The following is a 13,008-nucleotide window of genomic DNA, read 5'->3' as shown; positions in this document are numbered from 1 at the left end:
CGAGATGCAAGAGACAGATCTGTCGAGCTGCTGCCAGAGCTGCGGCGCCTGCTGCGGCTATTCGCAGAACTGGCCGCGCTTCTCGATCGAGAGCGACGAGGAGCTTGCGGCGATTCCGGAGGTGTTGGTCAACGACCGCCAGTCCGGCATGCGCTGCGAGGGCGATCGCTGCGCGGCGTTGCAGGGAGAGATCGGACAAGCGACCGCCTGCGGCATCTATGAGGTGCGACCGGAGGTGTGCCGCACCTGCATGCCGGGCGATGCCGAATGCGCGATGGCGCGGCGGAAGTTCAAGCTTCCTGCGATCGAACCGATTTAGGCCGGGACGGCTTCGCTGATCTCGTCGTCGATCTCGTCATCGAGTGGTGCGAGCACCGACAATGGCTTGGTCGACAGCGTGATCGGCTTGCGGCCACCCGACAGCGATGGCGACGATTTGACCGATCTCTCACGCGAGAGTGCGTAGAGCGTCGAGCCGACGCGGCCGCCGTTGTCGATCAGGTCGCGCTCCCTGCAGCTCGCTGCGATCGCGACCGCCAGCGAGTGCAGATGGCTGCGTCGGTAGCAGAACAGCGCCAGCCTGGCGCGCGCGTCAGGGGAAACACTCTCAACCAGCCTCGGCAGGCCACTCTCGCTGGCGCGATACATCTCGCCAAGGAGCTCGTCGCGAACCGGGCAGAAATCGCTTTCAAAGGCGTCGCGGCTTGAAAACATTGCAGTTCTCCCTCGTGTCGGGAAGATGCAGCGCAATTCTCTAATGAAAGGTTAACCACGCCGGGCGGTAGTCACCCGGGGCTCCCTTGCGCCCTGGCCACGAATCAGACGGGTCCGGCCGGCAGCTTCCCTGCGGCCGTCCTGCGAGACGCCCGCCTTCGGCGGGCCCTCAGGATGAGGCCCTGGCTCTTGGTGAAATGCCCGACCCTCAACGGCGCGTCTCGAACCATGAAGGCCGAGCAGCCAGCCGTGGCCCCCTCAGTTCGCCGCCATGAAGATGGAGAGACCGAAGCCGGTCAGGTGGTGCAGCGCCTGGTCGATGCCGATCAGGGTCCAGAACCAGGGATGCGCAAGGTCGACCCCGAAATTGGCGGAAACGAAGCCCTTGGCGCGATCGATCGTGATGTGGATCACGAAGTCGATGAAGGCCACGAACCAGAATTTCGGCGCGACGATCACGATCAGCGGCAGTGCCACCGCAAGGTGGACCAGGCAATGCACCAGCAGTGGCAGGGCCCAGCCGTGCTTCTGGTCCTTGCCATGCGCCATCCAGGCCGTCTGGAGGACGAAATCGGCGATGATGTGCTTGAAGGTGAGCAACAGCATCCAGCCAATGAGCGCTTCGACCGGAACCGCCGATGACAGGGATGGAAACGACAAAGCTGACGCCCTCATTGACGTGACAAGAAAGATTGGAGCGTTCAGCGCAGCTTCTTCTTGGACCGGCCAAATCGCCGGGACGGATAATTTATGACATCTCCCGCGGCGGAATGCAGCCGGGGGGAACCGGAAAATCGTAAACTGTGGCTAACTGGCGATAGGATGACCAATCGCTGCTCCCGCGCCGAGTAAGGTTACCTGCGGCTCGAAATTTGCATTCCGGTATCGGCGCGCTATCATCGGTGGCAGAGAATATCGTTCTCTTTTCAGGCGTTTACGAATTACGGGGCATCCGCATCGCTCACAAGAGCGAGCCGCCCACCGCCGAAAAATAAGGCCAAGAGTGCTGCCATGAGTACTGAAGGCCCGACCTCATCCCCGACCGAGCCGCCGCCGCGGCGTGCCAAGGTGATCAAGACCAATCAGCAGCAGGTGCTGCTTTACATCGTGCTGACCCTGCTGCTGTCGCTTGCCACCGTCTGGGGCGGCCGTGCCCTGCTGCACAGTTCGGAGACGCTGACCTTTGCCGTCGGCGCCCCCAACAGCGAAGAGGCGCTGTTCGCTACCAAGCTCGCGACGGTGATGAAAAAAAACGCCTCCCGCTTCCGGATCAAGATCGTCAACAATCCCGACAACGCCAAGGCGCTCGCGCAGTTCGACCGCAGGCAGGCCGACCTCGCCGTGCTGCGCACCGATGCCAAGGTGCCGCTGCGGGCGCGCACGCTTGCGATCCTCGAGCACGACCTCGTGCTCCTGCTCGGTCCCGGCAACAAGAAGATCAAATCGCTCGCCGAGCTGAAGAAGAAGAAGGTTGCGGTCCTCGCCGAGAACGAATCCTCTCTCGCCTTCGTCCGCGGCATCCTCGACATTCCCGACGGGCTTGATGCCGCAAAGGTCCAGCTGGCGCCGCAGGGCGCAACGCTCGACAAGCTGTTTGCGCCGGCAAACGGCCTCGGTGCGGTGATCGCCATCGTCCACGCTTCGAAAGCGGTGCGGGATAAGAGCTATGAGCAGGTCGCCAAACGCGGCGGCTTCACCCTCAACGCGATCGACCAAGCCAAGGCGCTGGCCCGCAAATTCCCCGGCATTTCCGAGGAGACGCTGACGGCAGGAACGCTGTCGGCCTCGCCGGAAATTCCCGACGACGATCTCGAGACCATCGGGCTCGAATGGCTGCTGGTCACGCAATCCCGGATGTCGGTGACCACGGCGGGCGAACTGGCACGCACCATCTACGAGAACAAGTCCGCCCTCGGGCTCGACAACGGCTTCGCCAGCAGGATCGAGCCGGCCTCCGTCGAGAAGGACGCCTTCGTGATGGCGCATCAGGGTGCGGCCGACTACATCAACGACGACACCAAGTCGTTCATGGATAAGTACAGCGACTTGATGTATCTGGGCGCCGCCGCGCTCAGCGTCATCGGCTCGATCTTCGCCGCGATCTACGCCAAGATCACGAGGATCGCGCCGGAGAAGGCCAGCGAACTCTCGACCGCCATTCTCGACATCGGCGAGCGCATCGAGCACGCCCATTCGCTGGACCAGCTCGAATGTCTGCAGGACGAGCTGGAAGGCATCTTACGCGGCGCCGTTATCGGGCTCAGAGACGGTACGATCAGCACCGACGGACTCGACACCTTCAAGCTCGGCTACGAATTCGTCCGCGACGAGATCGGCATGCGCCGCGACTATCTCAAGCGCCACGCCGGCGAAGCCGACAAGACCGGCCGCGACGCCGCAGGGCCCTCGCACGACGACAGCAATGTCGTGGTGGTGAAGACCGCGCAGAGCGCTTGATGGCAGCCCTCGAGGGCCGGGCGGATTTTCCCTGCCGCCATCCTTCGAGACGCCCGCTTTGGCGGGCTCCTCAGGATGAGGGCGGAGTACGCGGCAGGGACGATACCGGTGGGGCTTAGCCTCATCCTGATGAGGAGACCGCGGAGCGGTCGTCTCGAGGGACGAGGCGCGCGCGGACCGCCGCCGAGGCGGCATAAGCAATGCGCGGCCACCAAGCCCGGAACTGTCGAAGGGGCCCCTCTCATCAAGGGCCGGCCGCCAGGAACCGGCCCAATCCGCAACCGTTGGCTATCAGATACAACCCGAGAAACGCACCATGCGTATCCTCCTCATGATCTTCCTCCTGGGAATGCTCGGGGCGGTCGGCTATTTCGCTTATTCCGCGATGGCGGTCGAAGGCGAGCCGATCCCGACGGAAGGCTATGTGGCCCTCGCCCTGGGGGCAGGATTTTCCGTGATCGTCGGCATCGGCCTGATGGTCCTGCTGTTCTTCAGCAGCCGCCGCGGCTACGACGAGCCGCCGCATTTCAGGTAGCGACTCGGCCGGCCGCCGTCCCCGCCTTCGCTCCCCGATTCGACGATGCTGCCGCCCGCGCCCGTCGTTGACGGCCTTGGCGCGGGCGGGCACTTTGGCGCCGGGATCCCAGCCGGGGCCCAAGAACCAAGACGAGCCGCCTTCCTGCATGTTCAAGCCGCTGATCTCCGCTCTGGCCCAGTTTGCGGCCGCCACGGCCGGCCGCAACATGACCAAGGCGGCCTATGTGGCCGTCGGCGTCGGTGTGCTCAGCATGGTGCTGCTGACGGATAACCGCGCCAATGAGGCGCGCGGCTGGGTCCACGGCCTGCTCTGGGCCTGTCTCGTCTATTTCGTGTTCGAATGGGTGGTCCGGCTGCGCCACATGGCGCGAACGGGGCGCCTTGCGCTTTACATGTCCTCCTCGGCCGGCATCGTCGACGCGGTCGGGGCGCTGGCCGTGCCGGCCGCGCTGGTTCTCGGCGTCGAGCCGAAGACGGCCTGGCTGCTCAGCGTGCTCTGGGGGCTGAAGGTGGTGCCGGGCATTCCCGGCCTGCGTCAGCTCCGCCGCGTGCTGGTGCTGGAATCGGGACCGCTGGTCAGCGTGCTCGTGATCTTCCTGATGGTGGTCTTCCTCGCCTCCGTCGCCGAATATTTCCTGGAGCGGGACGTGCAGCCGCAGACGTTCGGCAGCGTCCCGGACGCTTTGTGGTGGGCGGTCGTAACCCTCACCACGACGGGCTACGGCGACGTCGTGCCGGTCACTCCGCTGGGTCGCATCGTGGCGGCGCTGGTGATGATCTCCGGCCTCGGCGTGTTCGGCCTCTGGACCGGTATCTTGGCGACCGGCTTTGCCGCGGAGACCCGCCGCGACAATTTCCTCAAGACCTGGGAATCCGTCAGCAAGGTGCCGTTCTTCGCCGCGCTCGGACCTGCCGCCATCGCCGACGTCACCCACATGCTGCGCACCATGGAGCTGCCGGCGCGCACCATGATCATCCGCAAGGGCACGCAGGGCGACTGCATGTATTTCATCGCCGCCGGCGAGGTCGAGGTCGACCTGCCGGGCAAGAAGGTGCAGCTCGGCGAAGGCGCCTTCTTCGGCGAGATGGCATTGCTCGGCAACAACATGCGGGGCGCCAACGTCTCGACCACGAAGGTGTCGCGGCTGCTGGTGCTCGACCTCGTCGATTTCCGCGTGCTGATGGCGCGGCATCCCGATCTCGCCGAGACCATCGATGCCGAGGCCAAACGGCGCGCGCTCGAGAACAAATGAAAGGAGACAAGAATGTCGGATACCGCCGACGCGGCCTCAAGCCCTGTGCTCGACATCGCGGGCGCACGCGCCACCATCCGCCTCAACCGACCGAAGCATCTCAACCGGCTCCAGGCCGAGGATCTCGGCGAACTGCTGAAACTGTTCGACCGTGTCGAGGCAGATCCCGCCATCCGCGTGCTGGTGCTGACCGGCACGGGCCGCGCGTTCTCCGCCGGCTATGACCTCAACTCGGTCGCCGAGCGCGCGGTGAGCGCGAACGAGCAGCAGAGCGCGGGCTCGGCCTTCGCAGTCGTCGTCAACCGTCTCGAGGACCTGGGTGTCCCGACCATCTGCCGGCTCAACGGCGGCGTCTATGGCGGCTCGACCGACCTCGCGCTCGCCTGCGATTTCCGCATCGGCGTCGACACCGCCGAGATGTTCATGCCGGCGGCGCGACTGGGGCTGCATTATTACCCGAGCGGGATCAAACGCTACGTCACCCGGCTCGGCGTCGACAATGCCAAGAAGCTGTTCTTGACCGCGCAGAAGATCAGCGCCCCGGAGATGCTGCGCATCGGCTATCTCACCGCCATGGTGCCGGAAGAGACGCTTGACGAGGAGGTCGACAGGCTCGCCAATATCCTCGCCGGCAACGCCCCGCAGGCGATGCGCGGCATGAAGCGCGCGATCAACGAGTTCGCGCGCGGCGAGCTCGACGAGCAGGCCGCCGACCGGCGCCACCGCGACAGCATGCGCGGCGACGAGATCAAGGAAGGCATCAAGGCGTTCGCGGAGAAGCGTGAGCCGCGGTTTTGAATCGCCCCGCCGTCGTCCCGGACAAGCGCGCCCAATCCGCGCTTACGCTTGTCCGGGACCACAGCGGAGATTGAGGCGCCGGCTCAGACCCCAGCCGCCTTGGCATGCTGCGCCGCCATCTCCTCATCGGCCGCAGTGATGCGCTGGAATGCCGGGCGCGCGGTCATGCGCTCGGCATAACGGACGAACACGTCCTTCTTCGGCACGATGCCGAACATCATGGTCCAGCTGAAGGCGACGCCCCACAGCACGTCCGCAGCCGTCATCCGCTCTCCGAGCAGATACGGGCACTTCGACAGCTGCGCCTCCAGCGCACCGAGCATGGTGTCGTAGTCGGCATAGGGCGATTGCGTGATCGGCGCCGGCTCGCGGTGCATGAACTTGTCGATCAGGGCCGGTTCGAACGAGGCGCCGTAATAGGCGATCCAGCGCAAATATGGGGCCGCGCAGCGGATCGTTCAGCGCGGGCGTGAGGCCCGCTTGCGGAAACAGATCGGCGAGATAGATCGTGATCGCCACCTGCTCGGTCACCAGCGCCTCGCCGTGGCGGACCGCCGGCACCTTGCCGAGCGGATTGAGGGCGAGATAGGCCGGCTGACGCTGTTCGCCGGCCTTCATGTTGAGGACATGGAGATCGTAGGGCGCCCCCAATTCCTCCAGCAGCACCCGCGTGCCGGTGGCGCGTGTCTGTGGCGAATAATACAGCGTGATGCGGTTCGAATCGATCATGGCGGGGCTCCTCGGGTGCCGTCTGGCGAGGCGCATCTTTTACCGATCCATACCTGACATCCTGTGTCAGGTATGTTTTAAGAAAGCATGCGCGCGAGCCGGATGCTGTCGATCCTCACCACTCTCCAGGCCCGGGGACAGGTCACCGCGCCCGAGCTCGCGGAGGCCTGCGAGGTCTCGGTGCGCACGATCTATCGCGACATCGACGCGCTCGCGGCCTCCGGCGTCCCTGTCTATGCCGACCGCGGCGCGGAGGGCGGCTATCGTCTGCTCGACGGCTATCGCGTCCGGCTCAACGGCCTGTCGCAGAGCGAAGCCGGCGCGCTGTTCCTCGCGGGACTTCCGGGGCCGGCGGCGGCGCTGGGGCTGGACGCGGCAATGATCGCCGCGCAGAACAAGCTGATGGCGGCGCTGCCCGCGAACTTGCGCGAAGACGCCGGCCGCATGCAGGAGCGCTTTCACCTGGATGCGCCCGGCTGGTTCGGCGAGGCGGAGGAGCCAACCCATCTTCGCACCGTCGCGGGCGCTGTGCTGCGCGGGACGCTGATCAAAATCCGCTATCGGAGCTGGCGCTCGGAGAAGCAGCGCCGTGTCGCCCCGCTCGGCCTCGTGCTCAAGGGCGGCAGCTGGTATCTCGCCGGGCGGGTCGACGGCAGCGTGCGGACCTATCGCGTCGCGCGCGTGCTCGACTGTACTGCGCTCGACGACCGCTTCGAGCGTCCCGCCAATTTCGATCTCGCTGCATATTGGCAGGCCGCGACACTTCGCCTGGAAGCGGAGATGCATCCCAATGTCGCGGTCGTCCGGCTGTCGCCATTCGGCGTCAAGCTGCTGGACGCCTTGAGCCAGCCTTACGTCAAGGCGCGCACGGAGATCGAAGATGTCACCGATGCGGACGGCTGGCGCATCGCGCGGGTGCCGACCGGCAAGACGTCATGGCACGCCGCAGCCGAATTGCTGCGGCTCGGTCCCGAGGCCGAGGTGCTGGAGCCCGCAGACCTCCGCGAGAAGATGGCCGAGATGACCCGGGTCATGGCCGCGCGCTATGGGGCGGCGCGGAAAGCCTGACGGCGGCGCGCCTTTCCGCAGCGGACGAAACAATCCTGAAACACGATTCTCAAGCACCGCCGTGAACGCATTCGCGGCTCAACCCGACCGAGATGCAGGGACACAACAACGGCTTCGCGCCACATTGGAGAATGAAGATGTTTGGTAAGCTTGCTCTTGGTCTGATCGCCGCCGGCTCGCTCGGCGCTGCCGCTCTCGCGCCCACCGCCGCTTCGGCTCACGGCTTCCATCATTGGGGTCATGGCTGGGGCCCGGGCTGGGGTTATGGCGGCATCTACGTCAATAGCGGCGTCAGCAATTGCTACCAGGAGCGCGTCGTCCAGACCCGTCACGGCGTGCGCGTCCGGGTCGTGAACGTCTGCGCCTACGGGATTTACTGATATCTCGCTCTTACGACAAAGCTCCGGTCGCTTCGCGGCTGGAGTTTTTGCGTTTATGCAAGCTGTTCGTCAGCCGGTTTGCCGCTGCCGGCGAAGCCAGGCCCAGGTCTCGCGCGTCGTTTGGATGTAACCACGCCCGCGATGGACGATCTCGCCGTCGACGATCTCGTTCAGCTTCGGCAGGGCGTGAAACGGAATCGACGGGTAGGCGTGGTGCTCGACATGGTAGGGCATGTTCCACGCGAACCATTTGACGATGGCGGCGGTATAGGTGGTGCGGGTGTTCTGAAAGGCGCTGCGGGTACGGTCGCAACCGGTGTGCTCGGCATAGAGATAGGGCCGCAGGAAGAACTGCCCGATCACGAGCGGCACGATCCAGACCCAGATCAGCAGCACTGAGGCGAACCACAGCGCCAGCGCGAGCAACAGTGCGTAGAGCGCGACATAGGCGCGCGCCTCGCCCACGATGGTGGCGCGCTTGTTTTCGGGGATCCAGGGCACGACGACCTTGCCGGTGACGGCATGGCCGAGCATCAGCCGAAGACGGCCGGCGACCTGGAGCACGCCGCTATAGACGATCGCGAGTTGGGCGTCCGACGTGGGCTTCACCCCGACGATCAGCTCGGGATCGTTCTCCGGATCCTGGGTGTAGCGATGATGGTCCCAGTGGAACAGGCAGTAATATTCGTACGGCAATCCGATGATGAAGGCCGAGAGATAGCCGACCGCGAGATTGAAGCCGCGGCTTCGGAACGCGGTCTTGTGCGCGGTCTCGTGCACCGCCATGAACAGGAAGGCGACGACATAGCCCTGCACTGCCATCAGCGGCAGCGCCGAGAGCGCGCCGTAGCGCGAGGTCACCAACCAGATCAGAGTGCCGACGAGCGCGATCACGCCGTAATGGCCGAGGCTTTGCGCCGCCCCCCTGAGGTTCGAGCGCACCGACAATTCGCGCAGCATCGCCGGGCTCAGCGGCTTCAGGCGATGCCCAGGCTCTGAAACGGTCGCGTCGGTCATGATCGGATGCCTGTGCTACTTGGCGAGGAGCGCTGCGATCTCGGCCTTGATGAAGGCCTGGTCGCGCGAATTGTTGACGGGATTGCCGGCACGATGGCCGTGCAGCGACGGGATCGGATGCAGCACGGCCGACTTTGCGTTGACCAGCTTGCCGAGCTCATCCTCGTTGTCGCGGACGTCGAAATAGCGATCGGTCGCGCCCGGAATCAGCAGCATATGCGCCGTGATTGCCGCGAGCGCGCGATCGAGATCGCCGCCGAAAGCCTCGCAACGGCTGATGTCGCCGCGCTGCCAGATGCCGATCTGTGACAGCAGATCGTTGGCATCGCGCCGGGCGAAGGTCCGGTCCCAGGCCCGGACGAGATAATCCTCAAGCGAGGTGAATCCGGCCTCGCGCCAGAGCTCGTCGCGATAGAAGCCGTGCGACATCGCCCAGCCGGCATAGACGCGCCCCATGGCACGATAGCCGGCGACGGGCCTTTCGACGAAACGGCCATGCTGGAAAGCGGGATCGCCGGTCAGCGCCGCCTTTACGCCTTCCAGGAAGACATAGTTGTAGGGCGCGCAACGCGCGCTGCCGCAGACGACCGCGGCGCGCTCGACCATGTCAGGATGCAGCGCCGCCCAGTGATAGGCCTGCATGCCGCCCATCGACCAGCCATAGACCAGCGCGAGCTTGGTGATGCCGAAGCGCTCGGCGAGAAGGCGATGCTGGACGGCGATGGCGTCGTGATAGGTGACTTGCGGAAACGGCGCGGCGGAATTCGATGGCGACGATGACAGGCCGTTGCCGAACAGATTCGGAATGACGATGAAATAGCGCGAGGGGTCAAGCACGCCATCGCGCCCGATCAGCCACTCGGTGTCAAAGTGCTGCGCGCTGAAGGACGTGGGATAGAGGATGACGTTGTCCCTGGCCGGACTCAGCGTGCCGTAAGTCTTGTAGGCGAGCTTCAGTCTCGGGACGACGGCGCCGGACTGGAGCGCGACGTCGCCGGCCTCGAAGATCTCGTAGTCGCGCTCAGCCATTTTGCGTCTCATCCTCGGTCACGCGGCTCCACAACGCGCCGCGGAAACGCCGATGCATCGATTGTGCCGGCCCGCAGATGCGGCCATCGCGCCACGCTCAATAACTGTACCTTTAGTCCATTTATTCCAAATCAGCAAGATGAATCCGGTCGGCGGCGCCGGTTTCAGGCGATGGTCGCGAGATATCGCGCCACCGATGCCGCGAACGCGGCCTTGGCGCCGCTGGCGATGTTGCGTCCCCACCAGGCGCCATAAATGCGCTCGAAGGCGAGCGGCTCGACGGCGTCGGCGATCCGCCACACCGCGGCTGCGTTGAGCGGCATGTAGTTCGGGTAGGAGTACATGAAGCTAACGAAGCGGCGGTCCATCGTCACCTGCGCGATGTCTCCGGTGAGCAGCGCGCCCCTGCCCTCCGCGCCGCGTGCCCAGTGCAGCATGGTGGCGCCGGCGAAATGGCCGCCGGTGCGCAGCAGCAGAACATCGTCGGAGATGCGGTGCTGATCGCCGGTCCAGTGCACGATCCTTGAATGTGGCCGCGTCACCCATTGGCCATCGTCCGCGTGCAGATAGACCGGCACACCGCCGAAGGCATCGCTCCAGTCGGCGAGCGCGCCATAATAATGCGGATGCGAGATCGCGATCGCCTTCAGCCCGCCGAGCGCGCGCACATGAGCGATCGCCTCCGGCGTCGCCAGCGGCACGCAGTCCCACATCATGCAGCCGTCGCTGAGCGGCACCAGCAGCGCGCGCTGGCCGATGGCAAAGCCCGGCTCGAGCCCGAGACCGGTGAGGCCGAGATCGTCGCGCCAGACCACGCGGTGACCTTCCGCCAGCGCCTCGCGCGTCAGGAAGGTCTGTCCCTTCCAGTTCACGAATTGCCGCTCGTCCTCGCAGATCGGACAGCATTCGGGCGGTCGTCCGCTGTCCGAGAATTGCGCTCCGCAGGTTTCGCAAGTCCAGAGGGGCATGGTCAGGATCCGATAGAAGCCGGAAAGGCGTGACGCGACATCGTCCCGCCGAGGCAAGCGGTTAGGAACCAACGCTATTATCGCAGGTTACGTTCTGGTCCATGCCGGCGCAATTGGCCGGTCATCACGATCGGCTTTTGCACGAGACCTACTCGACGGCAGGAACATTTCAGCGTCTCGATGACATCGCGCCCCCCAGCAACCCGCACCTGGCCGCTGTTTGCAGTCAATTTCTTCATGGCCGACATGCAGTCCGGCATCGGCCCCTTCGTTGGCGTGTTCCTGCAGGAGCGCGGCTGGGCGAGCGGGCTGATCGGCACCGCCATGACGATCGGCAACATCGCCGGCATGCTGATCACGACGCCGATCGGCGGCTTCATCGATGCGAGCCGCAACAAGCGCATGTGGGTCGTCATTCCCGGCATCTGCGTGGTCGCGGCCTCCGCGATCATCCTCATTTCGCAAAATTTCTGGGCGGTGACGTTCTCCCAGGTCGCGCAATCGCTGGCGAGCGCCGCCATCGTTCCGGCGGTCACCGGCATCACGCTCGGCATTGCCAGGCAAAAGGGCTTCAACGCGCTGAACGGACGCAACCAGGCCTTCAACCACGCCGGCAACATGGTCGGCGCGGCACTGTCGGGCTATCTCGGCTACAACTTCGGCTACGTCTCCGTGTTCGTGCTGGCGGCCGTGTTCGGCGCCATCGCGATCGCCTGCGTGCTGATGATCCCGGCGAAATCGATCGATGATCGGGCTGCACGCGGCAGCCGGGAAGACGACAGCAAGGCTCCTCCGGACGGCATGTCCGTCCTCCTCAAGCACAAGCCGCTTCTGGTGCTGGCGCTGGCGCTGGCGCTATTCCATCTCGGCAATGCGGCGATCGTGCCGCTCTACGGGCTTGCGGCCGTGGCCGAGGGACAGGCCAACGGACCGAGCTTCGTCGCGACCACTGTCGTGATCGCGCAAGGCGTGATGATCGTGACCTCGCTCATCGCGATGCAGGTCGCGGGCAAGCGCAACTACTGGCCGGTGATCCTGGTCTCCTTCATGTTCTTGCCGGTCCGCGGCGTGCTCGCCTTCTTCGTCACGGGATGGTGGGGCGTCGTGCCGATGCAGGTGCTCGACGGCATCGGCACCGGACTGCAAACGGTCGCCGTCCCCGGCATGATCGCGCGTTCGCTCAACGGCACCGGCCGCATCAATCTAGGCCAGGGTGCGGTGATCACGGTGCAGGGTGTCGGCGGCAGCCTCAGTCCCGCGCTCGGCGGCTGGATCGCGCAATGGATCGGCTACGGTCCGACCTTCCTCCTGCTCGGCAGCTTTGGCCTCGCGTCGACCGCGCTTTGGCTGGCGTTCGGAGCAGCGGTGAAGAAGTATTGAGACGAACAGACCTCAGGAAAATTCCACCACGATGTTGCCGAAATGGCCGCCCTGCTGCATCAGCCGCAGCGCATTGGGCAATGCGTCGAAGCCGAACAAGCGATCGATTACCGGCTTCATGCCGTTGCCACCGACCGCGGCGGTCATCCCCTCGAAAGCTTCGTGCCGATCGCCCCGGGACGAACCTCAAAGCTTGTGCCCCTTCTGACGCAGCGCCTCGATGAGACGCTGCTTCAATTCGTCTGCGGCCTTCTGGCTGACGTCCTGGCTGATCTGCCCGCTCGCCTGCGCCAGCGCATCCGACTTCTCCAGGAGCTTTCGGCCCGCCGGTTCGGCGTAGAAGCTGTCGATCTGGCGCAGCTCGTCCACCGTGAAAGTTTGGGCATAGAGCGCCGCGATCTGCTCGACTATGGACGCAACGAACGGAGCATAGATCTCCGAGCCGGGCGCCGTCACTGCATCGTAGTCGCGCTCGATCTCCGGCCTGTCCTGGGAGACCACGGGCCGCAGCTTGAGCAGAAGCTGTGGCAGCAAGGCGCGATACTGGTCGGGAATCTTCAAGGTGACGACGAGCTTGCGCGCCACGCTCATCGCCTCGGGCGACGGCGCCTGTGCCGCTGCGTCGCAGACGAGAAACAGGAGAGTGCCGGCGATCGTCAACAAACGTCTGGACATTGA

The 13,008-nt window shown here is 65.0% G+C and carries 15 protein-coding genes and 1 pseudogene; 8 read left to right on the top strand and 8 right to left on the bottom strand.

The genetic code is table 11. The features are described 5' to 3' along the window. Window positions 1–4 precede the first annotated feature (4 nt). Complete coding sequence (locus tag ACRQ5Q_RS04105) at window positions 5–319, top strand: YkgJ family cysteine cluster protein (RefSeq protein ID WP_439396154.1); 315 nt, start codon at window positions 5–7, stop codon at window positions 317–319. On the opposite strand, the gene ACRQ5Q_RS04100 is transcribed toward ACRQ5Q_RS04105, so the two are convergent. Beyond that, window positions 316–714: a hypothetical protein gene (locus tag ACRQ5Q_RS04100; protein ID WP_439372873.1), complete on the bottom strand. Its 399-nt coding sequence runs from the start codon at window positions 712–714 to the stop codon at window positions 316–318. The genes ACRQ5Q_RS04105 and ACRQ5Q_RS04100 overlap by 4 nt on opposite strands. Before the next feature lie 258 nt (window positions 715–972). Further along, window positions 973–1,320: a DUF3307 domain-containing protein gene (locus tag ACRQ5Q_RS04095; RefSeq protein ID WP_439375462.1), complete on the bottom strand. Its 348-nt coding sequence runs from the start codon at window positions 1,318–1,320 to the stop codon at window positions 973–975. A gap of 405 nt (window positions 1,321–1,725) precedes the next feature. On the opposite strand from ACRQ5Q_RS04095, the gene ACRQ5Q_RS04090 reads away from it, so the two are divergent. From ACRQ5Q_RS04090 to ACRQ5Q_RS04075, 4 genes are all read left to right on the top strand, one after another. Next, window positions 1,726–3,171, top strand: a complete 1,446-nt coding sequence (locus ACRQ5Q_RS04090) for a TAXI family TRAP transporter solute-binding subunit (protein WP_439396152.1) — start codon at window positions 1,726–1,728, stop codon at window positions 3,169–3,171. Window positions 3,172–3,487: 316 nt separating this feature from the next. Continuing rightward, on the top strand, window positions 3,488–3,706 hold the full coding sequence (locus ACRQ5Q_RS04085; RefSeq protein WP_439372871.1) for a hypothetical protein: 219 nt from the start codon (window positions 3,488–3,490) through the stop codon (window positions 3,704–3,706). A 148-nt stretch (window positions 3,707–3,854) separates the two neighbouring features. Next, a complete protein-coding gene (locus ACRQ5Q_RS04080; RefSeq protein WP_439372870.1) occupies window positions 3,855–4,961 on the top strand; it encodes a cyclic nucleotide-gated ion channel in 1,107 nt (368 codons plus the stop codon). Between the two features lie 12 nt (window positions 4,962–4,973). After that, window positions 4,974–5,759, top strand: coding sequence for an enoyl-CoA hydratase/isomerase family protein (locus ACRQ5Q_RS04075; protein WP_439372869.1), 786 nt, complete (start codon window positions 4,974–4,976; stop codon window positions 5,757–5,759). Window positions 5,760–5,842: 83 nt separating this feature from the next. Here ACRQ5Q_RS04075 and ACRQ5Q_RS04070 read toward each other — a convergent pair. Further along, window positions 5,843–6,488 (bottom strand): annotated as a pseudogene (locus ACRQ5Q_RS04070) (glutathione S-transferase family protein). 87 nt (window positions 6,489–6,575) lie between these two features. Between ACRQ5Q_RS04070 and ACRQ5Q_RS04065 the strand changes: the two are divergent. Further along, on the top strand, window positions 6,576–7,556 hold the full coding sequence (locus tag ACRQ5Q_RS04065; protein ID WP_439372867.1) for a helix-turn-helix transcriptional regulator: 981 nt from the start codon (window positions 6,576–6,578) through the stop codon (window positions 7,554–7,556). A 137-nt stretch (window positions 7,557–7,693) separates the two neighbouring features. Further along, on the top strand, window positions 7,694–7,936 hold the full coding sequence (locus ACRQ5Q_RS04060) for a hypothetical protein (RefSeq protein ID WP_439396150.1): 243 nt from the start codon (window positions 7,694–7,696) through the stop codon (window positions 7,934–7,936). A 69-nt stretch (window positions 7,937–8,005) separates the two neighbouring features. On the opposite strand, the gene ACRQ5Q_RS04055 is transcribed toward ACRQ5Q_RS04060, so the two are convergent. The 3 genes from ACRQ5Q_RS04055 to ACRQ5Q_RS04045 all read right to left on the bottom strand — a co-directional run bounded on the left by ACRQ5Q_RS04055 (window position 8,006) and on the right by ACRQ5Q_RS04045 (window position 10,950). After that, the gene (locus ACRQ5Q_RS04055) at window positions 8,006–8,953 is read right to left on the bottom strand and encodes a fatty acid desaturase (protein WP_439396148.1); all 948 of its coding nucleotides are present in this window, start codon (window positions 8,951–8,953) and stop codon (window positions 8,006–8,008) included. A 15-nt stretch (window positions 8,954–8,968) separates the two neighbouring features. Further along, complete coding sequence (locus ACRQ5Q_RS04050) at window positions 8,969–9,982, bottom strand: alpha/beta fold hydrolase (protein ID WP_439372864.1); 1,014 nt, start codon at window positions 9,980–9,982, stop codon at window positions 8,969–8,971. A 164-nt stretch (window positions 9,983–10,146) separates the two neighbouring features. Continuing rightward, entirely contained in the window at window positions 10,147–10,950 is an 804-nt protein-coding gene (locus tag ACRQ5Q_RS04045; protein WP_439396146.1) for an MBL fold metallo-hydrolase, read from the bottom strand. 180 nt (window positions 10,951–11,130) lie between these two features. Here ACRQ5Q_RS04045 and ACRQ5Q_RS04040 point away from each other — a divergent pair, with 180 nt between their 5' ends. Continuing rightward, on the top strand, window positions 11,131–12,330 hold the full coding sequence (locus ACRQ5Q_RS04040; protein WP_439396144.1) for an MFS transporter: 1,200 nt from the start codon (window positions 11,131–11,133) through the stop codon (window positions 12,328–12,330). A 12-nt stretch (window positions 12,331–12,342) separates the two neighbouring features. On the opposite strand, the gene ACRQ5Q_RS04035 is transcribed toward ACRQ5Q_RS04040, so the two are convergent. Next, window positions 12,343–12,477 (bottom strand): hypothetical protein, encoded by a 135-nt coding sequence (locus tag ACRQ5Q_RS04035; protein WP_439396143.1) that lies wholly within the window; start codon window positions 12,475–12,477, stop codon window positions 12,343–12,345. Window positions 12,478–12,516: 39 nt separating this feature from the next. Further along, complete coding sequence (locus ACRQ5Q_RS04030; RefSeq protein WP_439396141.1) at window positions 12,517–13,005, bottom strand: DUF2059 domain-containing protein; 489 nt, start codon at window positions 13,003–13,005, stop codon at window positions 12,517–12,519. Window positions 13,006–13,008 lie beyond the last annotated feature (3 nt).

Origin of the sequence: Bradyrhizobium sp. PMVTL-01 (assembly GCF_051861855.1) — a bacterium.
Taxonomy (GTDB): Bacteria; Pseudomonadota; Alphaproteobacteria; order Rhizobiales; family Xanthobacteraceae; genus Bradyrhizobium.
Note: the sequence above shows the minus strand (reverse complement) of the source record. Positions and strands in the feature narration are given on the sequence as shown.